We start from the raw sequence: 24483 nt of genomic DNA on the forward strand, positions 1-24483 counted from the left end.
TGACAGGTGGGTGGGTTGCGATTTCTAATATAAAAGTCATCACCTCTCCAGGGCCGTTCCATTCAAGTAGAAAGCGGTTGCTCCGGCTTCTTCTTGAGCCTGTAGGCAAGCGCCGGTCGAGTCATGCCCAGCAGTCGCGCTGCTTCCGAGACATTTTGCCCGGCACGTTCCATGGCAGCGTGCAGGAGTTGCTCTTCCATGTTTTCCAGGCTCACCCCGAGATCGAGCAACCGGTGCACCCACTCATCCGAGGGCTCCAGCTTCTGGCTGATCAACTCACCTTCGCTCGACAGGCCAATGCTATAAGCCTCGTCGGACTGGTGCGGGAACAGTGCCTCGACAGAAATACTCTGGTTGTTATCGGTAATGATCACGCCACGCTCGATCAGATTCTCCAGCTCGCGGATATTGCCTGGCCAGTCGTAGCGCAAGCAGGCCTCGAGGGCACGATCGGAAAGGCCGAGGGTTTTTTTCTGATAGCTCAGATGCAGCTTTTCAAGGAAGTGCTCGATCAACAGCGGGATGTCTTCGCGACGATCGCGCAGCGCCGGAACCCGCACTGGGTAGACGTTCAATCGGTAGTAAAGGTCGGCACGAAAACGGCCTTCTTTCACCGCCTGGCCGAGGTCTTCGTGAGTCGCACCGATGACGCGCACATCGACCGTGCGTGTCTGGTTATCACCGACGCGTTCAAGCTCACCCTCCTGTAACACCCGCAGCAGACTGGCCTGGGCCCGAGGGGTCAGTTCGATGATCTCATCGAGAAACAATGTGCCGCCGTGTGCACGTTCAAAACGCCCCATGCGCGATTGCTGAGCGCCGGTGTAGGCACCTTTTTCGACGCCAAACAGCTCTGCTTCAATCAGGTCTGGAGAGATGGCTGCGCAGTTCAGGGCAATGAACGGGCCGCCAGCGCGCTCGCTTCGCAGGTGCAGACTGCGAGCGATGACTTCCTTGCCGACACCGGTTTCACCCAGCAGCAACACCGAGGCTTTTCCAGGGGCAACCTTGTCGATCAGCTCGCAGGTCTTGCGGTAAACCGCCGAGCGACCGATGCCGTAAAACTGGCCAGCATCGAGCTGCAGACGCTGGTTCATGTTCTCGACTTGAAGCTGCAAGGTGTGCAATTCGTCGAGGATCGAATCACTCTGGAAGTAGCGCATGAACGCTTCGGCATCCTCCCATTCCTCAGCAGGTTTGCCGATGATCCGACAGATTTTGTCACCACATCCCCGGCAGCTCACTTCCTTGTAAATAATCTGCCGGCCAATGAAAAACGATGAGTAGCTGATCGCGTAGCCCAGGAGCATCCAGCAAATCGGCTGATCTGAATGCAGCTGTTCACTCTGATGGTTTTCAACTTCAAAAGAGTCGATCCACTCGATGTCGGCGTAAAATTTTCCAGCCTCGATATCGATGTCCATCTTCAGCGGACGGACATTGACCATGCCCTTGAGCGAGTGCAATTGAGGGCCGATCAGAAACATATCGATGTCACTGGCGTTGGGTCGTAGCTTTCGCGCCAGCTCCGCGTCTTTCAAACCGGACTGATAGCCCAGCCGAAGGAAAAAGCCCTTGGCACGCTCTTCGCCGATCATCTCGATCATTTCCCGACGAAGCGATGCCATCGACGACACCTGCATCAGCAGCATGCGTTGCTCATCAAGCCAGATCTTTCCTTCGCTGCCGAGGAAATGAACGCGGTCGGTCAGGTCCTTGAGCTGCGCGGAGTGCTCAGAGGCCCGGTATTTCATGCTCATGCAAACACACCCCTATGTTTTTTTGTTGGTGGGGATGACGGGGGCCTTGCGCCTAGGCTGGGGCGTAATCGAGGCACCGTGTCAGAACGCTCGCAGGGCTTGCTTGCGTTGAAAGCTCCTATATAGAACGTCCCGAATTTCACCTGAAAGTCAATTGGATATTCAGCGAGTCTTCCTTGGATTCCGGGCAAAACCCTGATGACAGATTCGGGGAACCATCGGACGGTGCGTGACTGATTGGTCATTTGCGTGATTCGCTCGCCCGGGATTAATCAAATGATCAAATCGTCGAAAGCGACCCCTCTGCAAAATGCCTGTCCCGGCCACTTCCTGGTGCCGGCGGCTTTTTTAACCAATTGTTTTAATTGGTTTTTAAAAATTTATTCAGTTGTCTGTCCGACGCTGGCACTCCTGTTGCTCTGTACACCTGCATAACAACAGCGGAGTACCCGAGCATGAATTCATCTGGCAGCACCTTCGATCAAATGCCGCGGTACGTGCGAGTCCGCAGTGAGCCAGACGATGCCTTTGTCGAATTCGATTTCGCCATCGGTTATCCCGAGCTGTATGTCGAGCTGGTTATGCCCCATCAAGCCTTCAAGCAGTTCTGTGAAGCCCACCACGTCCAGCACATGGATGCGCAAATGTCCCGGGCCCTCGACGCCGATGCGCAGAAGTGGCGTTACGGCGAAACCCGTGGCGCCGAAGCCGTACAAGACCCCCAACAATAATTACAGGAGTCCATGCCATGAGTGTCGAGATCAAGACGACGACCGTCGAGACGATACGCAACACCTTCAGCCACACCCGCCGCCGGTTTGGCGACAAGGTTGCCAGCCGTTATCAGGAAGCCAGTTTCGACCTGGAGTCCGCTACCAATTTCCATTACCGGCCGCTCTGGCAGCCGGACAAACTGCTCAACGACGCAACGCGCACCGCGGTGGTCATGGCTGACTGGTACGCCGTCACCGACCCGCGCCAGTACTACTACGGCGCCTACGTCCAGGCTCGGGCCAAGATGCAGGAAAACGCCGAGCATGATTACGCATTCTGCGAAAAGCGCGACATGCTCGCCGGCCTTGACGCCCGGAACGTAGAGTTGATCAGCAAGCTGTTGTTGCCGCTGCGCCACGCCGAGATGGGCGCCAACATGAACAACAGCAACATTGCCGCCGACGGCTTTGGTACCAGCGTCACGCAAATGCACATGTTCCATGCCATGGACCGGCTGGGCATCGCCCAGTACCTGTCGCGGATCGGTCTGATGCTCGATGACGGCGATGTCTTGCTGCTGGCCCAGGCCAAGCAACAGTGGTTGAACGACCCGGCTTGGCAAGGCCTGCGCCGCTACGTCGAAGACACCCTGGTGGTACGCGACTGGTTCGAATTGACCGTCGCGCAGAACCTGGTCAGCGACGGCCTGGTGTACCCGCTGCTGTTCCACAAACTTGATGAGCAACTGTCGGCCAACGGTGCCGGCCAGGTCGGCATGTTGACCGAGTTCATGCGTCTGTGGTTTGCCGAAAGCCAGCGCTGGGTCGATGCCTTGCTCAAGACCGTGATCAACGAAAGCCCCGACAACAAGGCCCTCGTGCAAGGTTGGGTTGATCAGTGGAGTGCCCGTTCCGTGGAGGCGCTGCAGCCCTTGGCGGCAATGAGTCTCGATGCGTCGGCGCTGGATGCCGTCTGCACCGAATTCAGTGCCCGCCTGAAGAAAATCGGCCTGACAGGAGCCAACGCATGACTTCCCTCGTTTACATGAACCTGCAAGACACCGACTACGCGCGCTCGATCGTCGACGCGATCGTCCAGGACAACCCGCATGCGGAGATCCAGCACCAGCCGTCGATGATCCGCATCGAGGCCAAGGGCCGACTCGACATTCATCGCGAAACCGTCGAGCAACTGACCGGCAGCACTTGGGACATCCAGGAAATGCTGATGTACGTCATCACCCTCGGTGGCAACGTCGTGGAAGAGGACGACAGCTTCTCCCTCTACTGGAACAACTGATCGCCGGTTTCAAGCCAGGGTTTGATCCACTACAAGAATTCGGGAGCGCCATCATGGCCGTGAAAAAACGCCTTAATGCCAAAGAAAAATACCGCTGCATGACCCGTGACCTGGACTGGGAGCCGAGCTACCAGACCCACGAGGACATCTACCCGCACGAACGTTTTGAAGGGATCAAGATTACCGATTGGGACAAGTGGGAAGATCCGTTCCGCCTGACCATGGACACCTACTGGAAATACCAGGCCGAGAAAGAGAAAAAGCTCTACGCGATCTTCGATGCGTTCTCGCAAAACAACGGCCATACCACGCTGTCGGACGCCCGTTACGTCAACGCATTGAAGCTGTTCCTGTCGGGCGTTACGCCGCTGGAATATCAGGCTTATCAGGGCTTCGCCCGGGTCGGTCGGCAATTCAGCGGTGCTGGCGCGCGTATCGCCTGCCAGATGCAGGCGATCGATGAACTGCGCCATGTGCAGACCCAGATTCATGCGATGAGTCACTACAACAAGCACTTCAACGGCCTGCATGATTTTGCCCATATGCACGACCGCGTGTGGTTTCTCTCGGTGCCCAAGTCGTTCTTCGAAGATGCGCGTACGGCCGGCCCATTCGAGTTCCTCACGGCGATCTCGTTTTCGTTCGAGTATGTGCTGACCAACTTGTTGTTCGTGCCGTTCATGTCCGGCGCGGCGTTCAATGGTGATATGGCCACGGTGACCTTTGGCTTCTCCGCGCAGTCCGACGAGGCCCGGCACATGACCCTGGGGCTGGAGGTGATCAAGTTCCTTCTGGAGCAGCACGAAGACAACGTGCCGATCATCCAGCGCTGGATCGACAAGTGGTTCTGGCGCGGTTACCGCCTGCTGACCCTTGTCGGGATGATGATGGACTACATGCTGCCCAACAAAGTGATGTCCTGGTCCGAAGCCTGGGGCGTGTATTTCGAAGAGGCGGGCGGGGCGCTGTTCAAAGACCTGGAGCGCTACGGCATTCGTCCACCCAAGCATGTCGAAGAAGCCAATATCGCCAAGGATCATGTCAGTCATCAGGCCTGGTCGATTTTCTACCAGTACAGCCAGGCGACCAACTTCCACACCTGGATGCCGACCGACGAGGAGCTGGACTGGCTTTCGGAAAAATACCCGGACACCTTCGACAAGATCTACCGCCCGCGCTTCGAGCATTGGCGTGCGCTGCAAGAGAAGGGTGAGCGGTTCTACAACCCGACCCTGCCGATGCTGTGCCAGATCTGCCAGATCCCGCTGTCGTTCGGCGAGCCGGATGACCAGACCACGCTCAGCCATCGCAGTGTCGAGCACGAAGGCGAGCGCTATCACTTCTGCTCGCAGGGTTGCTGCGACATTTTCGAGTACGAGCCAACCAAGTACATCCAGGCCTGGTTGCCGGTGCACCAGATTCTGCAAGGCAACTGCGGAGGCGGCGATGTGGAGTCGGTGGTGCGCGACTACTACAACATCAACCCCGGTCAGGACAACTTCGAATACCTGGGCTCCACCGAGCATCGACGCTGGCAGGACTGGCACCCGAACGATCGCAACAGCGCGCCTTCAACGCCCGTTGACCCGGACCTGCTCAAGACCGGCTGACGCTTTGTGCGCAAGCGGGCCCCGTGGGTCCGCTTCAACCCCACATTACAAGAAGGACAACATCATGCCCGTGACTTCCATCGGGGCCTATGAGGCCCAACCCCTGGATCGCCAGGAAAACTTTCATGGCCTGCAACTGGTGTACCTGTGCTGGGAAAAACACCTGATGTTTTGTGCGCCGTTTACCTTTCCGCTGCCACCTTCGATGCCGTTCGCCGACTTCATCGAACAGGTGGTCAAACCCTCGATTTCCCAGCACCCGGACGCATCGAAGGTTGATTTCAACCAGGCAGTGTGGCGCCTGAACGATCAGCCGTTTGCTCCAGACAACAGCGCGAGCCTGATTGCCAACGGCATCGACCACAAGAGCTTGCTGCATCTCAATACCCCTGGCTTGAACGGCATTGCCGGCAGCTTCAACTGAGGATACGGCGATGAGCTACCAAGTAACCATCGAACCCACGGGCGAACAAATTGAAGTGGAGGAGGGCCAGACCATCCTCCAGGCGGCATTGCGCCAAGGCGTCTGGCTGCCCTTCGCCTGCGGTCACGGCACCTGCGCCACCTGCAAAGTCCAGGTTCTTGAAGGTGAGGCGGATCTGGGCGCGGCCTCGTCTTTTGCGCTGATGGACATCGAGCGTGACGAAGGCAAGGTTCTGGCGTGCTGTGCGATTCCGCAAAGCGACATGGTGATCGAGGCGGATATCGACGCCGACCCGGATTTTCTCGGGCATCCGGTCGAGGATTACCGCGCCGTGGTCAGTGCGCTGGTGGATTTGTCGCCCACTATCAAGGGCGTGCACCTCAAGCTTGATCGGCCGATGGCGTTCCAGGCCGGGCAGTACATCAATCTGCAATTACCCGGGGTTGAAGGCACGCGGGCATTTTCGCTGGCCAACCCGCCGAGCCGCGCCGATGAAGTCGAATTGCATGTGCGCCGGGTCGAGGGTGGACTGGCCACCGGCAAGGTTCACGATGACTTGAAGGTCGGTGACGCGGTGGAGCTGTCCGGTCCGTATGGGCAGTTCTTCGTGCGCACCTCGCAAAGCGGCGATTTGATGTTCATCGCTGGCGGCTCCGGCTTGTCGAGCCCGCAATCGATGATTCTCGACCTGCTGGAGACGGGCGATACCCGCCAGATCGTGCTGTTCCAGGGCGCGCGCAACCGGGCCGAGCTCTATAACCATGAGCTGTTCGAGGCGTTGGCGCGCGACCACGCCAACTTCACGTATGTGCCCGCGCTCAGCCAAGCGGTGGAGGATGCCGAGTGGACCGGCTTCAAGGGCTACGTGCATGACGCCGCAAAACAGCATTTCGAGGGGCGCTTCAGCAGTCGTAAAGCCTACTTGTGTGGTCCGCCGATAATGATCGATTCGGCGATCACGTGCCTGATGCAAGGGCGACTGTTTGAGCGCGACATCTTCATGGAGCGCTTCTACAGCGCCGCCGATGGTGACAGCGAAACCACCCGTTCTGCGTTGTTCAAACGCATCTGAGTTCACCCGCAACACCCTGCCGACCCTGGCTGACCTCCCGACGGTCGGCAGGGCGTCGGCTGCCTAAAAAAACAACAAAAGGTCAAAAACCTATGAAAGCTGTATCGCGAACAAAGCGTGCGAATCATCTGTGCCGTGCTGGATTGAGCCTGCTGGCAGCGGCCAGTGCTGGCGTGCAAGCCACCGAAGGCGGTGGATCTTCGTACCCGATGGGGGCAGAAAACTACATGTCCGGCGCCATGCCGCCACCGGGCTTGTATTCACAGTTCTACGTCGGGCACTACGAAGCCGATTCACTGCGCGGCAATCATGGCGAGAAAGTGCCGGTGGACTTCAGGGTAAGGGCCAACTCAGTGGCACCCCGCTTGATCTGGGTCACCGAGCAGCAGGTGCTGGGAGGAAGCCTGGCCTTTCATGCCATCGTGCCGCTGGTGGATCTCAAGGTTGAACTCAACGGTCAGTCGCAGAGTAAACAGGGATTGGGCGACATCATCTTCGGGCCGGCGCTCGGCTACCATTACAGCGACAAGTTGCACAGTATTTTCGCCCTGGATTTCATCGCGCCGTCGGGTGAATACAATCGCGGCGACCTGGCGAACATCGGACGCAATTACTGGGTCGTTGAGCCGGTGGCAGCCGTGTCCTACGTCGACCCGAACGGGCTCAACGTCGATGCCAAAATCATGTATGACTTCAACCAGCGCAACAACGCGACCGACTACCTTTCCGGTTCCGAGCTGCACGCCGATTACGCAGTCGGTTGGGGCTTGGGTAACGGCTGGGTGGTCGGCGTGGGCGGCTACGTGGATTACCAGACCACGGACGACCGACAAAACGGTGAAACGGTCAAAGACAACAAGGGCAGGGCTATCGCAATTGGTCCGTCGGTGAAATATACGAGCGATAAAGGCTGGTTCTTAACCGCCAAGTGGGAGCAGGAGACCCAGGTTCGTAACCGCGCGGAAGGTAATGCCTACTGGATGAAATTGACCGTCCCTTTTTAACCCTGTATGCCCAGCCCACCGGGCTGGGTACCTCAAACTCTTGAGCTGTTGAACGAGAAACAGGTAACCGTCTGTATTCCCGCCCGTCACCCCGCCTGAATACCCAGCCCGTAGAACCGGCACTTACCCGTAGATGCGTTGTCAGTTGTTGGCGCCTGTAGCGACGAGGATCGTCTCTGATAGCCGCACGTCAGACTGCATTCAGTGATTTCTCTTTTGGCAAAGCGCTCGCGATGGATTGCGTCCTGGACCGACTAATCCTTTTACGAGCGAGTTTCCATGGGTTTGCTTCTTGATCCGCGTCATGACATTGATGCCGCTTTACTCAGCTATCGCCGGGTGTTCTGGTCGTTGGCGCTGTTCAGCGGTGTGATCAACCTGCTGGTGCTGGTGCCGTCGCTCTACATGATGCAGGTGTACGACCGGGTTCTCACCAGCCGCAACGAAACCACCTTGTTCATGCTCACCTTGATCGCCCTGGGACTGTTCATGTTCAGCGCGCTGATCGAGTGGGTACGCGGCGAGGTGATGATTCGCATGAGCGCGGGGCTGGACGATGCCTTGGGCGAGCGGATTTTCGACGCTGCTTTCGCCCGCAGCCTGCGCGAGCACAACGCCAACCCGGCGCAGGTGCTGATCGATCTGGCGACGCTGCGGCAGTTGATCACCGGCCAGGGCCTGATTGCGTTGCTCGATGCACCGTGGTTGCCGATCTTTCTGTTGGTGGCGTTCATCTTTCATCCCTGGTTCGGCGTGCTGACGCTGGTGCTAGCCCTGGTGCTGATCGGTCTGGCACTGTGGGGCGAACTGGCGACCCGAACGCGTCTGGGCGAAGCCAATCGACTGAGCGTGCAGTCGTCGATTTACGTCAACAGCACGTTCCAGAATGCCGAAGTCATCCAGGCCTTGGGCATGCTCGGACCATTGCGCCAGCGCTGGAGCCTGCTGCAGCAACGCATCGTTGCCGCCCAGGCCCATGCCAGCGACCGTAGCGCACGTATCACCTCGGCGACCCGTTTCGTGCGCATCTCCGGGCAATCGCTGGCCCTGGGCCTGGGCGCGTTGCTGGTGCTCGAAGGCCAGTTGTCAGCGGGCATGATGATCGCCATGTCGCTGCTGTTGGGGCGCGCCCTGGCCCCCGTGGAGATCGCCATCGGCTCGTGGAAGCAATTCAACTCTGGCCGCCAGAGTTATCAGCGCCTGAGCCAACTCCTTGCCCAGCACCCGCGCGACCGTCTGCGCATGCCGTTGCCGCCGCCCACCGGCGCGGTGCGTCTGGAGCAGGTGCATGTTGGGCCGCCCGGAGCCGTGCAACCGATCCTGCGGGGAATCAATTTCAGCCTGGTCAAAGGTGACGTGCTCGCCGTCGTCGGCCCCAGCGCCAGCGGCAAATCCACGCTGGCCAGGGCGCTGGTCGGGGTCTGGCCGGCCATGGGCGGATCGGTGCGCCTCGACGACGCCGAGATCAGTCAATGGTCTCACGACGCCTTGGGCCCGTACCTCGGCTACCTGCCGCAGGACATCGAGCTGTTCGACGGCAGTGTGGCCGACAATATTGCCCGCTTCGGTGAACAGGACGCCGACAAGATCATCGCCGCCGGCCGTCACGCGGGCATTCACGAAATGATCCTGAGATTTCCCAAGGGATACGACACGCCGCTCGGCCCCGGCGGGCTTGGATTGTCCGGCGGGCAGAAGCAGCGCCTCGGCCTGGCTCGCGCACTCTATGGACTCCCGTCGCTGATCGTGCTCGATGAGCCCAATTCCAATCTCGATGAAGCAGGCGAAGTGGCACTGGTTCAGGCCATCAGTGCGCTCAAGGCAGCTGGCAGCACCGTGGTGCTGATTACCCATCGGCCGAATGTGCTGGCGGTGGTCGATCACATCCTGGTACTCAAGGACGGCACTCAACACGCATTCGGTCCACGGGACCGGGTGCTCAAGGCATTGATCCCGGGGCCAAAACCGGCAGCGGTCAAGGAGACTGGCGAAGATGCATGATCTGACCCCCGGGAAACCAACGTACAGCGAGCAGAGGCCAAGCGTACGCGGCAACGCAACACCGCCCGGCGCCAATACCGACGCGGTGAGTGCGGCACGTTATGGCGTGGGATTCCTGGTCCTGGCGCTCGGCGGTTTCCTGCTTTGGGCGTGTCTGGCGCCGCTCGACCAAGGTGTTGTGGGCAGCGGCACCGTTGTGGTGGCGGGCGAACGCAAAGCGGTGCAGTCGTTGGTCGGCGGCGTGGTGGAAAAACTGCTGGTCAGCGACGGCGACCGCGTTACCCAAGGGCAGTTGCTGGTGCAGCTCAACACGGTGCAAGCGCAGTCACAACTGGACGTGACCCGGGGCAAGCTGCTCAACGATCGCAGCGTCGAGGCTCGTTTGATTGCCGAGCGCCTGGGCTCAGCCGAGATCCAATGGCCCGCTGAACTGCTGGAACACGCCGAGGAGCCGAGGGTCAAGGCCGCCATGGCATTGCAGAGCCAGTTGTTTGCGACCCGTCGCGCAGAACTGGGCAGCCGCTTGCAGATCATCGAACACGAAGCCGCGGCATTGCAGCAGCAATTGCTCGGCTACGAAGGCGTCAAACGCAACTACGACACGCAGATGCGCTTCCAGCAGCAGGAGCTGGAAGGCCTGCGTGATTTGGCGCGCGAGGGCTACGTACCACGCAACAAACTCTTCGAGGCCGAGCGCAACGCCGCCCAATTGGCCGGGCAGATTGCCTCCGGGGTGGGCGATGTCGGCAGGACTCGTCAGTCGATCAATGAAAGTCGGCTCAAAGCCTTGCAGGCGCAACAGGAGTTTCGCCGCGACGCCGAAGTTCAGCTCAGCGAAGTCTCTGCCGAGGCGTCAGGTTTTGCTGACCAGATCCATGCTTTTCAGTTTGAAGTCGACAACGGCGCGATCCGTGCGCCGGCGTCCGGACAGGTCATGGACGTAAGCATTCATACGGTCGGCGGCGTTGCGCAGGCCGGTCAAACCCTGATGCAGGTGGTGCCGCTGGATGCGCCGATGGCGATTACCGCGCGTTTCGAGCCGTTGATGGCCAACAAGTTGCGTCCGGGGCTGCCGGTGCATGTGCATTTCACGGCACTGCAACGGGTGGATACCCCGACCGTCACCGGCACGGTGACCACAGTGTCGGCGGACCAGTTGATCAATGAACAAACTCACCAGCCGTACTTTTCCGCCAAGGTCGAAATTCCCGCCGACACCGTGGCCTCGCTACAGGCCGCTGGCCTGCTGGTGCGTCCCGGCATGCTGGCTGATGTGACGGTGGTCACGGGGGAACGGACCTTGATGAACTACCTGATGAAACCCTTACGCGAACGCTTGCTCGCAGCCTTCAAAGAGGAATGAGCATGACCGTACGGTTCCGTTATAGCGCCCGCCTGTTGCTGAGTCTGTGTACCGGTTGGGGGGCGATCAGTTCTGCCGGGGCGACCCAGGAGGCGCTGAGCCTGACCGCCGCGTACGATGCCTCGCGCATCAACGACCCGACCGTGCAATCGGCCGCCCATGCCTTTGATGCGTCGACGCATGAAGAGGCGATTGGCCGCGGCGGCCTCTATCCGCAAGTGTCGCTGACGTCGCGCTATGGCTACGGCGGTCGTACCGATGGCGGCAGCGACACCAGCTACGTCAACAGTAACGATTACCAGGCGAACAACGTCACCCTGGCGGCGCAACAACCGCTCTACGACAAAGGGCGCTGGGCCGCATATCAGGAGGGCAAGGCGCGGGGGCAGTTGGGTACGCAGCTATTCGACGTTGCCGGCCAGACCTTGTACGACAGGGTTGCCAAAGGCTATTTCGATGTCGCCCGGGCCGAGAACGAGATCAAGTTGATCGCCCAGCAAAAGACCGCCATCAATGGGTTGGTGACGCAAAGCAAAAAGCTTTACCAGGGCGGGCAGGGCGCAATCACCGATATTGATGAAGCCCAGGCGCGGCTCGATCTCGTCGAAGCCCAAGAGGCTGAAGCCCAGGCTCGCCGCGTGGCTGCGTTGCGGGCGTTGTCCGGTCGCGCCAGTGTGGCCATCGAAGACATCCAGTCGATGCGCGAAGAACTGCCCACCGGCAACCCGATTCCGCCGGAGCGGGATTTGCCGTACTGGACTGCAATTGCCCATGATGCCAACCCCGAGCTGGCAGCCCGGCTGGCGGCGGTGAAAGTCGCCGAAGCGCAGGCCGACAGCCAGCGCGCCGGGCATTATCCGACGTTGTCGCTGACCACCCAGCTCAGCCGCCAGGAAACCCGTCAGTATCAGGAGCAAGACCCGCGGCAGGATTCGTATTACGTGGGGGTTCAGCTGGAAATTCCGTTGTATCGCGGCGGTGCGGTACGCGCCTCGGTCGCGAAAGCCGAAGCGCAAGTGGCCGGTGCCCAGTCCGACTATGACGTACAACGCCAACAATTGGCCGAGGACATCGAGACCGATTATCTGGGCGTGGTGGCCGGATTCGCCAAAAGCAAGGCGATGCTGCGGGCGGTGGAGTCCAATCAGCGAGCGCTGACCTCGACGGAAAAGGGTTTCCAGGGGGGAGTGCGGTCAACGGTGGATATTCTTGATGCACAGCAGCGGGTGTTCCAGGCGCGTCGAGATTTGCTCAACACCAAGCTCGACATGCTGCAAAGCTATGTCAGCCTGCACACCCACACCGGCCAGATGAACCGTGCGGTACTGGAACAGGTGCAAAATCTGTTCTGAGGAATGAAGCGGGGGGAGAGATTGACGCCGGTCTGCGACCCTAATCCTCTGAAAACGGGCTTACTCACGAAGACGGTGGGTCAGCTTGTATCCACGCTGGATGTGCCGCCGTCATCGCGAGCAGGCTCACTCCCACATTTTGATCTGTGGTTGTCCTCGATTTCCCGAGCGCAGCAAACCCCTGTGGGAGCGAGCCTGAACTGGTCAAGTAAATCCGGACACCGGTTACGGTGTTTATGCCGCTTTTTGCTCCATAGCTATTGGCGACAAGTATTTGTTGTAGCTGTGGAGCCTGGTGCGGTTGTAGTACATGAAAAAACGGACCATGTCGGTTTGTGCTTCTTCGCTCGTGCCATAGCCGCCACGCGGCACCCATTCTGACTTCAGAGTGCCGAAAAAGCGTTCTGTTGGAGCGTTGTCCCAGCACTGCCCGCGATGACTCATGCTTTGCAAGATGCCATGACGCGTCAGCTCCTCTTGAAACTTGCGGCTGGTGTACTGACAGCCTTGATCCGAATGGAACATCAGTCCAGGTATGCACACTCGAAGCTCTGTCGCCATCCGTAGCGCTTTGCTAACCAAGTTGGCGTCATTAACCAGGGAAAATGCCCAACCAATGACACGGCGCGCAAACAAGTCGATCACGATGGCCAGGTGAACCCAGCGCTTACCCACCATCAAACTGGTAACGTCGCCACACCAGACTTGGTTGACCGCGGCTGGCTTGAAATTGCGCTTCAGCAGATTGGGCGCGACAAATGCTTCAACTCCTTTGGATCTGAATGGGTGAGGCTGGCGCTGTTTACTGACAATGTTGGCCTCCCTCATCAGTGCTTTAGCCAGGCTTCTGCCTACCGCTATGTTTTGGGCCTGAAGATGCTTGCTGATCGCTCTGGACCCCATGGCTTCCCGGCTTTCGCTGTGTAACTCGACGACTTTGCCTCTCAGTTCTTCGCGTCTGATCCTTGGCTTGGTGCACCGCTGAACCCATTCATAAAAACTACTGCGCTTAACGTCGAAAACGCGACACAAGATGGCGGTCGGGTATGACTCTCTTAGCTCCGCGATCATCGAAAACGATCGGGGTCCGACATCAAGAGAGCGGTAGCCTTTTTTAAGATCTCGGCCTCCATTTCCATGCGTTTGATTTTGGCTTTCAAATCCTGAATCTGGCGCTGATCTTCGGTAATGGCCTTGGTGCCTTGAACCGGTTGCCCCTTGTGTTCCTTGCGAACCTGATCCACCCAACGTCGTAAGGCTGTGGCACTAATGTCCAGCGACGCGCAGACTTCCTGTACCGAACAATTGTCATCAATCACCATGTTGGCCGCACGGTGTTTGAACTCGCGGGAAAAGACTCTTCTTTCTTTCATGGAACCTCCAAATTGGCGAAATCATATCGCCCTTAAGAGGTGTCCGGAATTATTAGGCCAGTTCAGCCTGCTGGCGATAGCGGTGGGTCAGCTTGCATCCACGCTGGATGTGCCGCCGTCATCGCGAGCAGGCTCACTCCCACATTTTGATTTGTGGTTGTCTCCGATTTCCCGAGCGCAGCAAACCCCTGTGGGAGCGGGCTTGCTCGCGATAGCGGTGGGTCAGTCAGCATCCATGCTGGATGTGCCGCCGTCATCGCGGGCAAGCCCGCTCCCACATTTTGATCTGTGGCTGTCCTCGATTTCCCGAACGCTGCAAACCCCTGTGGGAGCGGGCTTGTTCGCGATAGCGGTGGGTCAGTCAGCATCCATGCTGGATAGGCCACCGTCATCGCGGGCCGGCTCGCTCCCTCCGGTTGTGGATTGACTCAGGCGGTGAAATCGCTGGCGTGCAGATCCTTGACGCCTACCAGTTGAATTTCAAACTCGGGGGTGGCGTCGGCGTTGACGCTGCCGTAGAGAATGCCGTCGGCAAAGCGCAGTTGGCCGGTGGCGTTGGCTGGGTCGAAGGCGTTGCTGCCGATGAAGGTGAAGGCGTCAACAGCGGCGGTCAGCGGGTTGGCGTCCAGGCCGGTGAAATCCAGATGGTCGCCCTCGATGCTCTTGAAACCGTTGATCACATCGCGTGAAGCACCGATGCCCATGTCCGACAGCGCACCAAATGCGTAGGTGTCCGCGCCAGTGCCGCCGGTGAGAGTGTCGGTGCCTGCACCGCCGATCAACCGGTCATCGCCCGAGCCACCTACCAACGTATCGTTGCCCGCACCACCGTTCAGAACGTTCGCGGCGCTGTTGCCCGACAGACTGTCGGCGTAGGCACTTCCCGTCAGGTTTTCGAAGAACTTCAAGGTGTCGAGCCCGGAGCCCACGGTGTCTTGTTGCGCTGACGTCGAGAGGCTGACGGTGACGCCGGACAGGGCGCGTTCAAAAGACACGGTGTCATTACCCTCGCGCCCGTCCAGCACATTGTTGCCTGCTCCGGCGAACAGCGTGTTGTCCAGTGCGTTGCCCGTGCCATTGGCGGCGCCGGCGCTATCGATGTACAGATTCTCGACGTTGGCGCCGAGGGTATAGGCCGCCAAGCTGCTGTGTACGCTGTCGATCCCTCCCGGCACTGCATTGCTGTTGGTCTCGATCACGGTGTCGTTGGCGTTATCGACATAGTAGGTGTCGTTGCCATCGCCGCCGCTCATGCTGTCGGCCCCCGCGGCACCATTGAGCACGTTGGCGGCGGCATTGCCGGTGATGAAGTTGCGCAGCTCATTGCCGGTGCCGTTGATGTCCGACACGCCGGTGAGTACCAGATTTTCGAGATTGGCACCCAGGGTCCAGCTGACCGAGGCTTGCACCGTATCGATCTGCGAAGGCGAGGCGTTGGTTTCCACCACGCTGTCGGCCGCGTTGTCGACCACATAGATGTCGTTGCCATCGCCACCGGTCATGGAGTCGGCGCCCAGGTCGCCATCCAGTGTGTCGTTGCCCGAGCTGCCCACCAGGGTATCGGCCTGGTCGGTGCCGGAGATCATCCCGCCCTGGTTCTGAGCGTTGTCGAAAATGTCCTGCACGCTGTTGTTGTCGTTCGCGTTGCCTTGAAAACCAAGGTCACCGGCGATGTAGTCGGCCAGGCGCTGGCCAACGATTTCCGCCGATTCCTCGTGCAGGTGCCAGACGTCATCGGGATACACCAGCGGATCGACTTCATAGCGCAAGGGCAGGTCGGTGTAGTCCACCGCCAGCTTGACGTCGGTGCGCTCGGCGGCGATCTCCTCCTGGACGGCGCGGACATAGCCAACCCCTTCGACGATCGAAGCAATCTTTTCTGCCGAATAACCCCGGGCACTCGCCGCATCTTCCTGGTAGTGACCGGTTTCCATCATGTACACGCTGAAGTTGCCGAACTGGGCATGCAGGTAATCAAACACGTTCATGGTCGCGGCCTTGTAGGCTGCGGCTGCCGCTGCTTTGTCCGTGGCGCGGCCGATCTCCTGGGCGGCTTCCTCGCCCTGGCCCCAGATGATGCCCATGGTGACGTTATCGATCGATTTCAGTTCGGTGAGCTGGTCCCCCAGCAACGCGACGGCACGCAACAGCGCAGGCCCGGGTTGGTTGGTGTCGGTCAACCACCAGCACAAACTGAGCTCCTCGGCGCCCAGGGTCGACAGGCCGTTGACCGTACTGCCACCCACCGCGATGTCGATGCCGTTACCGTCGGCATCGGTGAACTGGCTGCGTACGTCATAGGTGGTGTAGCGATCCAGGTCATTGACCAGCATCGATGTGCCGGACTGATTATCGTCCTCGGTCATGCGCAGCAGACGCGCATTGGATTGGCCGAGGGTGGGCAAGTAGAGGATGTCTTGTTGCGCGCGCTCGCCGAACACGAAGTCGCTGGCGGTCAGGGTGTTGAGGTAGTTGCCATTGAGGGCGATTTCAAAACGGTTGCCATCGGCATCCGCATCGGCTGACTTGACGTAGGTCTTGTCGCCGGCTGCGTTGAGGGTCATGTACAGCGTGTGATTGCTGCCATCGCCGAGGCCGAGAAAGCCCAGGCCCGACACATCGATCTTGTCGACGCCGGCGGTGAAGTCGTAAATCGTGTCGGTGGCCGTGATGCCGCCGGCGTCGTAGTCGCGGTAGCTGTCGAGCGAGTTGCTGTAGCGGAAGGTATCGGCCCCGTCGCCGCCATACAGCGAATCGCGTCCGGCGCCGCCGTCGATGATGTCCGCGCCAGCGCCAGCCTTGATCGTGTCGTTACCACCGAGGCCGAGTATCAGGTCCGCATCTGCCGTGCCGTTAAGGGTATCGGCGTTACTGGTGCCGGCAATGGTGTTGGCCGGCGCATCGGCCACCGCCAGGGCGAAACTGTCACTGACCGACTCCCCAGAAGGATCGGTGGCCTTGACCAATACGCTGTAATTACCCGATGCCGTGCTGATTGGCGTACCGGTGAACGTCAGGCTGGTGGCGTTGAAACTCAGCCAGGCGGGCAGGGCGCTGCCGTCGGCAAGGGTCGCGGTGTAGACCAACACATCCTGATCGGCATCGGTGAAGCTGTCATGGGTCACCGTGTAATTGAACGCGGTGTTTTCGGTGGCGTTCTGATCGAGGAGGGGAATGGCCACCACCGGCGCGACATTGCTGGGCATGTTTTGGTGGGTGTCGAAGACAAAATGACTCGCCGTCAGGCTGCTCACCAGGTTGCCCGCCATCGACACTTCGAAGCGGTTGCCATTGGCGTCGGCGGTGAGGTCCTTGATGTAGGTGCGGTTGCTCGATGCGCTGTAAGTCACTTGCAGCGTGCCATTCAGGCCATTGCCCAGGCCGGTGTAGCCGAGCGTCGAGACATCGATCTTGTCCGCTGTCACGTCGAAATCGAGGATCTGGTCACTGACGCTGGCAGAGCTGGTGCGGTAACTGTCGAGTGTTGAGGTGTAGCGGAACACATCGGCACCCGCGCCGCCGGTGAGCTTATCCGCCCCGGCGCCACCGACCAGGATGTCGTTGCCCGCGCCGCCATTAAGCGTGTCGTTACCGGCGCCACCGAACAGCTGTTCGTTAGCAGCGGTGCCGGTCAGCGTGTCGTTGTTCGGCGTGCCATTGATCACCGTGGGAGAGGCGGGCACGTCCTGCACGGCGAGAGTAAAGCTGTCGCTGACGGTGGCGTTGCTACCGTCGCTCGCAGAGACCTGGATGGAGTAGGTGCCCGACGCGGTGTCGCTGGGTGTGCCGCTGAACGTGCGAGTGGCTGCATCGAATGTCAGCCAGCCGGGCAGGGCGCTGCCATCGGCCAGTTTGGCGGTGTAGCTGAGGCTGTCGTTATCCGGATCGGTGAAGCTGGTGGCCGGTACGACATAGCTGAATGGCGTGCTTTCGGTAGCATTCTGATCCAGCAGCGGCGTGGCCAGCACGGGCGCCTGGTTCGTGGCAGGCGTGGTGGCGAAGACGAAGTTGGCGCTGGTCAGTTTGTCCAGGTAGTTGCCGCTCAGCGTCACTTCGAAGCGATTGCCATCGGCATCGGCGTTCAGCGACTTGATGTACGTCTTGGTGCCGGCACTGTTGAGCGCCAGGTACACCGTGTTGTTCTTGCCATCTCCCAGGCCGGTAAAACCGATGGCCGAGAGGTCGATCTTGTCGGCGCTGATATCGAAATCAGTGATCACGTCGCTAAGGTTGGCGCCGCCAGTATTGTAGTTGCGGTAACTGTCCAAGCGACTGGAGAACACAAACGTGTCCGCGCCGGCGCCACCGGAAAGGGTGTCCATGCCGGCACCGCCGTCGAGCTTGTCATCGCCCGCGCCGCCACTGAGGCTGTCGTTACCCGCCAGGCCAAGCAACGTGTCAGCCGAGTCGCTGCCCAGCAATGATTCGCTGGCGCTGGTGCCGGTGATCACCCGATTGAAAATGAAATTACTGGCGGTCAGGGTGCTGGCGAGGTTGCCCGAGAGAATCAACTCAAAGCGATTGCCGCTGGCGTCGGCGTCGTAGTCCTTGATGTAGGTGCGATCGTTGCTGGCGCTGTAGCTGACCTGCAGGGTGCCGCCACGGCCATTGCCCAGGCCGGTGAAACCGAGACCGGCGAGGTCGATCTTGTCCTGGGTGACGTCGAAGTCGGTCACGGTGTCATCGAAGCTTGCGGTTGCGTTGCGGTAGCTGTCGGACTGAGCGGCAAAACGGAACGTATCGGCGCCGGTACCACCGGTGAGTTTGTCGATGCCTGCACCGCCCACCAGAATATCGCTACCAGCCCCGCCATTGATCGTGTCGTTGCCGGAACCGCCAAAGAAAATCTCGCTGTCGGCGCTGCCCAGAAGGATGTCGTTGCCAGCCGTACCTTGCACGGTAGTCATCGGCACCGTGTCGCTGACGTAGCTGCCGTCGCCATAGACCAGCGTGGCACTCTTGCTGATGTGACTGATGGTGTTGCCGATGATGGCGTTGCGATCGGTGCCGTCTTCGTTGCGCTCTGCAACACCGTAGGTCGACAGGTTGCTGCCGCTGATGATGTTGCCCTGGATGGTGTTGTCGCTGCCGTTGAAGTACTTGCCGGACACGCCCAGGGTGTCGTCGTAGGACTGGAGAATGATCTCCGGTACGGGATTGCCCAGGGAATTGTTGTTGAGCGTGTTGTCGATGATCTCGACGTGGTTGCTGCCGTAGATGCGGACACCGGCGCTGGCATTGTCATGAATGTCGAGGCCGCTGACGGTCACATCGCTGGACAGTTTGATCAGCACCCCTTCGGCACCGTTGCCGTACACCTCGCCACCGGTGATGGTGATGTTGCTGGGGGAGGGGATGTTCTCGCTGCCGCGCTGCACCACGATGCCATTGCCGCCGTTGTTGTAGGCGACGTTATTGGTCAGGGTGAAGTCGTGGGTACTGGTGACGACGTTGAAACCATGCCGGTCGTTGTCGTAGGCGACGTTGTTTTCAAACGTGCTGTCACTCAGGAAATCAGCGACGAAGCCGTCCAGGCCATTGCCGTGGGACACGCTGTTCTTGATGACCATGTTGACGGTCTGCTCGTGGGGATCGAAACCATACCCGGAGCAATCCTTGATCTCGACACTGTCGAGGGTGACGTTGGAATCGTAGCCTTCTTTGCGGGGAATAAAGCCATTGAACCAACCGTCGATCTTGCCCGTGGTGCTATCGCGGTTGCCATCGATGGTGAGGTTGCTGATGCCGAAGTCGTGGGTTTCCTCGCCATAGGCGGAGCGGATAACCCCCGTGATCTTGGTGTCGGAGCCATCAGCCACCTTGACGTTGGTGGTACCCATGCCGTCGCCGTACAGGTAGACGTTGCTCTTGAGCATTAGGCAGCCATCGGAGGGTTCCACCCCCCCCGAAACGATATACGTGCCAGTCGGCATATACACCTGTCCACCGCCTGCAGCGGCGGCCGCATCAATTGCACTTTGGATTGCCGCCGTGTCGTCGGTGAGGCCATCTCCTTTGGCGCCAAAATTTTGTACGTTAAAAATCATGAGCTTATCTCCGTATCAGGCTTTAATCGCAGAAGGTGCCAATATTCCATCGACGACCACTGTGTTATGACCCAGAGACACGCAAAAGTTTTGACCGTGCATCGGAGATACGTCAATAAACCGATATTACTGATCAGTGGTTGTGAAGAGTTTTTACGGATTTACGTTATTTTGACGCTCTTCCTGTAAGTGAAATGCGCTGAAAACGCGGACGATCGCTGGAGCTATGATTTGAGTTCGGCGGGGCTGTGAGGCCGTTTAAGAGGAGGGGGATGAATTTCTTGCTGGGAGTTAGAGGCGGGCTAAAAGTCGATGACAAGGCCTGAAGTTGGTTTACTTTGAAATATCTAGAGTAATAGCTCTACTAAATGAACGTTTAGTTTAGCTGTAGTTTTCGAGCAAATAATTTGCACCTTGGACAGGCTTGAAGTAGCGATTTGCAATCAACGGTGTTGCTAAAACAGACGCCATCACGGGCATGGAGCTCGCAGCTAAGAGCTGTCTAGATTTCAAGGGCGTCGATCCCGGGCAATTTGTTTTCCGAGCTGTTAAACAAGTCGAAATTTAGCCAAGGCCAATTCTTGAGCAGCGGCATTGTCTCTTTGCGTTAATCCATTCATAGCGGAATCTGATAATGAATTCGTCGATACGGGGATATTCGTCGCTGCCGCGAAATGACTATCCGTGAAATCCCTGTACCAACGCCGTGTTGAACGCTGCAGATTTCACACAGCAGCGTGCGCGGAGGCAGGTCTGGAATGTTAGTAAAGCCACAAAGAACAGTCACGCGCCAAAACATCTCTATCAAGCAAATGAAATGGCGAACTCGGGGTTGGTGAACGCCCACGTCAATATGGGCGACATTAGAAGAATAAACGGGTGATGTACCGTCAACTCAGGCGAACCGTACGGGCTAGAACGCAGAGGTACTTTTTGAGGTGGGAACAAAACCATCGGTCTACAGATTTATTACTGAGCGCTTTGACAGGAAGATCTGCGCGCAACCCTGGCCCAATTGGAAATATCTAGTTACGTGTAATGTATATTATGTTAAATGATGTGTCTGTGCGGAACTTCCTGTGCTTGTGCTGTCAGCGACTATGGTTAGCCGGAATTTCCTCCTACGTCCTATCTATCTGTTTTAAAAAGAAAAAAAGTTTTCTGCATAGGTCGTGATTCCCTAACCAGGGCTTGTTCTCCGGAAACGGCCCCATAAATTTCTCGGGTTTAGACACAACTGATGCAACTCTGGTTGACCAAATACGTTTTTCCGGCTGATTTCCGTCGTTTTTCCGGCGATTTAGACTTATGCATTTCAGTGCCTATTCCCCTGGAACCCTTTAGGTGCGCTCCTTTCAATAATTTCCCCCAGTATGAACACGCCTTCTAAAAAATATCGATGGTTTGCATCTTTCCGGTCGATGACTACATCAAATCAGACAATAGCTGAGGTTCATTCCGTTGTCTGACTGCTCATAATCTTACATCCCGGCGTCACGATTGATGTCCGAGGAATCGTTGAACCTGTTTTGCCGACGGTTTCCGCACTCGAAGTGAGGATGCCTCCGGATAGGTGTTAAAATCTCTGATGTGCGCAGAACATTGAATTTGTCGTCAGCTTCTACTTACCTTCATCGTGGACATGGTGTGCGTCATACCCGAGGCGGAGAGAAGGATTAGGTGTGGTGTAATATCCGATAACTGTCAGACCCGGATATTGCATAACTCCGCTTAGCCGTCCAAGCTAATGCCATTCCAGTACCGTATTGGTCCATTCATGTCACGCATCCCTCAACCGCTGTTTGATACCTTCGAGTGCTTCCACGAGCTCAACTTTCTCCAACTTAATAATGAGCGTGCAGCCGTCCAGCAATATCTCAAGAGTTTCGAGGATAATTGTCACGCCGTTGACAGCTACTTGGTCGTGCGGAGTTTTTTGAAATCGTACGCCGGCAACCAGTCCACCTTCAATTCTTTCAGGACACATGTCGAGCGCCTGTTGCTCTGGTCGCTGATTGTGGCGCGGAAACCGCTGTTGGAGCTTCGCCGCACTGATGCGGAGCAATTTATGGAGTTTTGTCTTAACCCGCCGGCGGACTGGGTTGGTCCTGTAGTCAAGTCCAGGTTCAAGCGCGTCGGCGGCCGGAAGCGTTTTGAGTCAGATGAGTACGTCGTGAATTCTGATTGGAGGCCTTTCTGTTACACCGTTTCAAAACGGGAACGCAAGCTTGGGAATGAGGCGATCAGTGAACTCTCCTCACGTCCTTACCATATGGCCCAAGGCTCGGTGGCTCAGGTCTTCGCTGTCTGCGGTAGTTTCTTTCAACACGCGATGGATGAAGGCCTTACAGAGGCTAATCCGTTCCGGGCCATCAAACAGAAGTCGATTTACAAACAGCGGAACATACAGGACGTCGCGTCCCGATCGCTCACTGAGCTTCAGTGGAGTTTTGTAATCGACACGGCAGAACAGATGGCTGACGAAGACGCTCGCCACGAGCGCACGCTGTTTGTGCTGGCCACGCTGTTCGCAATGTACCTCCGAGTGTCTGATCTGGTCGGCCGTGATAACTGGCGGCCGACTATGGGAGACATTCGACGAGACACGACGGGTAACTGGTGGTTTCACGTCGTCGGCAAAGGCAACAAAGGGGCCAAGATCAGTGTCCGGGACGAGTATATCCAGGAGTATCTAGTGCGTTATCGCCGATCATTGGAACTGTCTCCTCTACCCTCACCACAAGAAAAAACACCGTTGATTGCGACGCTCAAAGGACGCGGCGGACTGTCGGATCGACACATACGATCGCTTCTTCAAACGGTGTTTGATCGGGCACTGCAACGTATGCAGTGTGAAGGTTGGAGTGAGGATGAAATCGACCAGCTTCGCTCAGCGTCTCTGCACTGGCTTCGCCATACCGCGGCTACGTTTGACGCGCCACTTCGTGACATGAAAGACCTACAAGCGGATTTGCGTCATAACAGCCTTAGCACCACACAAAATACTTACTACAACAGCCTTGATGAGCAAAGAGCTCGCTCAGTCAAAGAGCTCAAAATGCGCAAATAGCCTAAAGGCTTTTTTGTTCATGAGCTCATCCCTGCCCTGCTCCTTCGATTTGGATTCGGCACCGGCGCATTACAGGTTCAGCGTTGCCTCTGAAATTCCGGTTTATCGGGCTTGTGACTTCATGAATTTGAAGCTTTTCCATCAGAAATGCCGGTAACGCTCCCCTTATGAAAGGTAAATTTGAAACTGTCGTGCAAAGAAATCTGCAAATCTGAAACTTTTCGCAATTTGTACGAGCTCCAGCTCTCGGGTCAGAGCGTGCGAAACTTGATCCCGCAGCACCCTTACGAACGTTGTATGAGTTGATGCGCCTCGGCTGATTGCGTGCAACGCGACTGGCTGTTGGTCCGGCGCATTTCAGCTTTACGCCTGCATCCGCAAAATCCAGATTATCGAGGCAATGCGTCTTTCGTTGCGATGAGTCGCTTAACACCTTCTAGCTTCCCATCACGAACAAATTGACCTTTTCTTTTTCTTGCTTCACCAAAATCAGGTGAGCCACTGAGCCTTTGATCAATGGCTTTTCAAGAGTCGATGGCTTCCAGATCCTTTCGCACTTGAGCTAGAAACGCTTTGAGATCCGTGATGTTTTCCTTTCGCATATAGCACGCCGTTACCAGGCTGACGGGATGAACTCCCAAAACGCTGCACAACTCCTCGAGCTTTACAAGCGTCGGGCTGGTCCCTCCACGCTCAAGCAAACTCACATTTGTGCGGCTGCTTACCAACGAAAAATGCTCCTGAGTCAGGCCTTTCCGAAGGCGAGCCTGTCGGAGCGTCGCCCCAAATGCTTCTTTCAGTTCCATTTTGCTTCTCACAAAAGGAACGATAAGGCGACATTGCGCAATATATGACTACAACATATATTGTTCATTCGAGATGCTGAGGTACCAGCGATGAACACGGATCATGAAGGGCCGACTATTATTTCCAGCCTTTTCAATGCTGATTTTCTGGGGCGTCCGTTCATGCGGCAAACGGTAATGATCCCTTGGTTTTACCTTGAAGCACACGTTCGATATGGTAAGGAATTCGTTGGGGAAATGCTCATGGTGTCCTCATTTGAGGCACTGAAAGACATTCTCAAGGTCCAACATGAGTCATTTCGGGTGCGATCCATTCAGTACGTCACCCCTGGTTTCGTAAATGAAACCGGTCATTGGAAAATGGAGCCGCTCCTTGAGGCAAGTGAGGCGATTAATCCACAGGGGGAACGGGTTCCGCTGTTCAAGGTTTCTGATCGCACCTACACGCACTTGGGGGTGAACACCGAGGTGAACCTAAAAAGCGTTAGGGTTCTATTCCCAGCAGTCAAAAAAAAGCGCGACTGACATCGACCATAAGGCTGCTATGCCTAAATCGTCGCAGCACCGCCTCAAACGCTCAAGACTGGT

The 24483-nt window shown here is 57.6% G+C and carries 17 protein-coding genes; 12 read left to right on the top strand and 5 right to left on the bottom strand.

The window, feature by feature from the left end; genetic code table 11:
* Positions 1 to 62: 62 nt before the first annotated feature.
* Positions 63 to 1760: a sigma-54-dependent Fis family transcriptional regulator gene (locus K5K95_RS25215; protein ID WP_222586624.1), complete on the bottom strand. Its 1698-nt coding sequence runs from the start codon at positions 1758 to 1760 to the stop codon at positions 63 to 65.
* 455 nt (positions 1761 to 2215) lie between these two features.
* Here K5K95_RS25215 and K5K95_RS25220 point away from each other — a divergent pair, with 455 nt between their 5' ends.
* The 10 genes from K5K95_RS25220 to K5K95_RS25265 all read left to right on the top strand — a co-directional run bounded on the left by K5K95_RS25220 (position 2216) and on the right by K5K95_RS25265 (position 12599).
* Positions 2216 to 2491, top strand: a complete 276-nt coding sequence (locus K5K95_RS25220; protein ID WP_222586625.1) for a phenol hydroxylase subunit — start codon at positions 2216 to 2218, stop codon at positions 2489 to 2491.
* A 17-nt stretch (positions 2492 to 2508) separates the two neighbouring features.
* On the top strand, positions 2509 to 3504 hold the full coding sequence (locus K5K95_RS25225; protein ID WP_222586626.1) for an aromatic/alkene monooxygenase hydroxylase subunit beta: 996 nt from the start codon (positions 2509 to 2511) through the stop codon (positions 3502 to 3504).
* The gene (locus K5K95_RS25230; protein ID WP_222586627.1) at positions 3501 to 3773 is read left to right on the top strand and encodes an MmoB/DmpM family protein; all 273 of its coding nucleotides are present in this window, start codon (positions 3501 to 3503) and stop codon (positions 3771 to 3773) included. The genes K5K95_RS25225 and K5K95_RS25230 overlap by 4 nt, the downstream gene beginning before the upstream one ends.
* Positions 3774 to 3826: 53 nt before the next feature.
* Positions 3827 to 5383: an aromatic/alkene/methane monooxygenase hydroxylase/oxygenase subunit alpha gene (locus K5K95_RS25235; protein ID WP_222586628.1), complete on the top strand. Its 1557-nt coding sequence runs from the start codon at positions 3827 to 3829 to the stop codon at positions 5381 to 5383.
* 64 nt (positions 5384 to 5447) lie between these two features.
* On the top strand, positions 5448 to 5807 hold the full coding sequence (locus tag K5K95_RS25240) for a phenol hydroxylase subunit P4 (protein ID WP_222586629.1): 360 nt from the start codon (positions 5448 to 5450) through the stop codon (positions 5805 to 5807).
* Positions 5808 to 5817: 10 nt separating this feature from the next.
* Positions 5818 to 6879, top strand: coding sequence for an NADH:ubiquinone reductase (Na(+)-transporting) subunit F (locus K5K95_RS25245; RefSeq protein ID WP_222586630.1), 1062 nt, complete (start codon positions 5818 to 5820; stop codon positions 6877 to 6879).
* A gap of 92 nt (positions 6880 to 6971) precedes the next feature.
* Entirely contained in the window at positions 6972 to 7883 is a 912-nt protein-coding gene (locus K5K95_RS25250; RefSeq protein WP_222586631.1) for a transporter, read from the top strand.
* A 279-nt stretch (positions 7884 to 8162) separates the two neighbouring features.
* Positions 8163 to 9884 (top strand): type I secretion system permease/ATPase, encoded by a 1722-nt coding sequence (locus tag K5K95_RS25255; protein ID WP_222586632.1) that lies wholly within the window; start codon positions 8163 to 8165, stop codon positions 9882 to 9884.
* Entirely contained in the window at positions 9877 to 11247 is a 1371-nt protein-coding gene (locus K5K95_RS25260) for an HlyD family type I secretion periplasmic adaptor subunit (RefSeq protein ID WP_222586633.1), read from the top strand. The genes K5K95_RS25255 and K5K95_RS25260 overlap by 8 nt, the downstream gene beginning before the upstream one ends.
* A 2-nt stretch (positions 11248 to 11249) precedes the next feature.
* Complete coding sequence (locus K5K95_RS25265; protein ID WP_222586634.1) at positions 11250 to 12599, top strand: TolC family outer membrane protein; 1350 nt, start codon at positions 11250 to 11252, stop codon at positions 12597 to 12599.
* A 234-nt stretch (positions 12600 to 12833) separates the two neighbouring features.
* Here K5K95_RS25265 and K5K95_RS25270 read toward each other — a convergent pair whose 3' ends face one another.
* From K5K95_RS25270 to K5K95_RS25275, 3 genes are all read right to left on the bottom strand, one after another.
* The gene (locus tag K5K95_RS25270; protein WP_261398054.1) at positions 12834 to 13670 is read right to left on the bottom strand and encodes an IS3 family transposase; all 837 of its coding nucleotides are present in this window, start codon (positions 13668 to 13670) and stop codon (positions 12834 to 12836) included.
* A complete protein-coding gene (locus K5K95_RS33255) occupies positions 13667 to 13972 on the bottom strand; it encodes a transposase (RefSeq protein ID WP_261398055.1) in 306 nt (101 codons plus the stop codon). The genes K5K95_RS25270 and K5K95_RS33255 overlap by 4 nt, the downstream gene beginning before the upstream one ends.
* 428 nt (positions 13973 to 14400) lie before the next feature.
* Positions 14401 to 20019: a putative Ig domain-containing protein gene (locus K5K95_RS25275; RefSeq protein WP_222586635.1), complete on the bottom strand. Its 5619-nt coding sequence runs from the start codon at positions 20017 to 20019 to the stop codon at positions 14401 to 14403.
* A 1777-nt stretch (positions 20020 to 21796) separates the two neighbouring features.
* On the opposite strand from K5K95_RS25275, the gene K5K95_RS25280 reads away from it, so the two are divergent.
* Entirely contained in the window at positions 21797 to 23089 is a 1293-nt protein-coding gene (locus K5K95_RS25280) for a tyrosine-type recombinase/integrase (RefSeq protein ID WP_222586636.1), read from the top strand.
* A gap of 524 nt (positions 23090 to 23613) precedes the next feature.
* On the opposite strand, the gene K5K95_RS25285 is transcribed toward K5K95_RS25280, so the two are convergent.
* Positions 23614 to 23895 (bottom strand): helix-turn-helix domain-containing protein, encoded by a 282-nt coding sequence (locus K5K95_RS25285; protein ID WP_074876666.1) that lies wholly within the window; start codon positions 23893 to 23895, stop codon positions 23614 to 23616.
* A 90-nt stretch (positions 23896 to 23985) separates the two neighbouring features.
* On the opposite strand from K5K95_RS25285, the gene K5K95_RS25290 reads away from it, so the two are divergent.
* Complete coding sequence (locus K5K95_RS25290) at positions 23986 to 24420, top strand: hypothetical protein (protein ID WP_218473541.1); 435 nt, start codon at positions 23986 to 23988, stop codon at positions 24418 to 24420.
* Positions 24421 to 24483 lie beyond the last annotated feature (63 nt).

Source organism: Pseudomonas sp. DR48 (assembly GCF_019823085.1).
Classification (GTDB): Bacteria; Pseudomonadota; Gammaproteobacteria; order Pseudomonadales; family Pseudomonadaceae; genus Aquipseudomonas.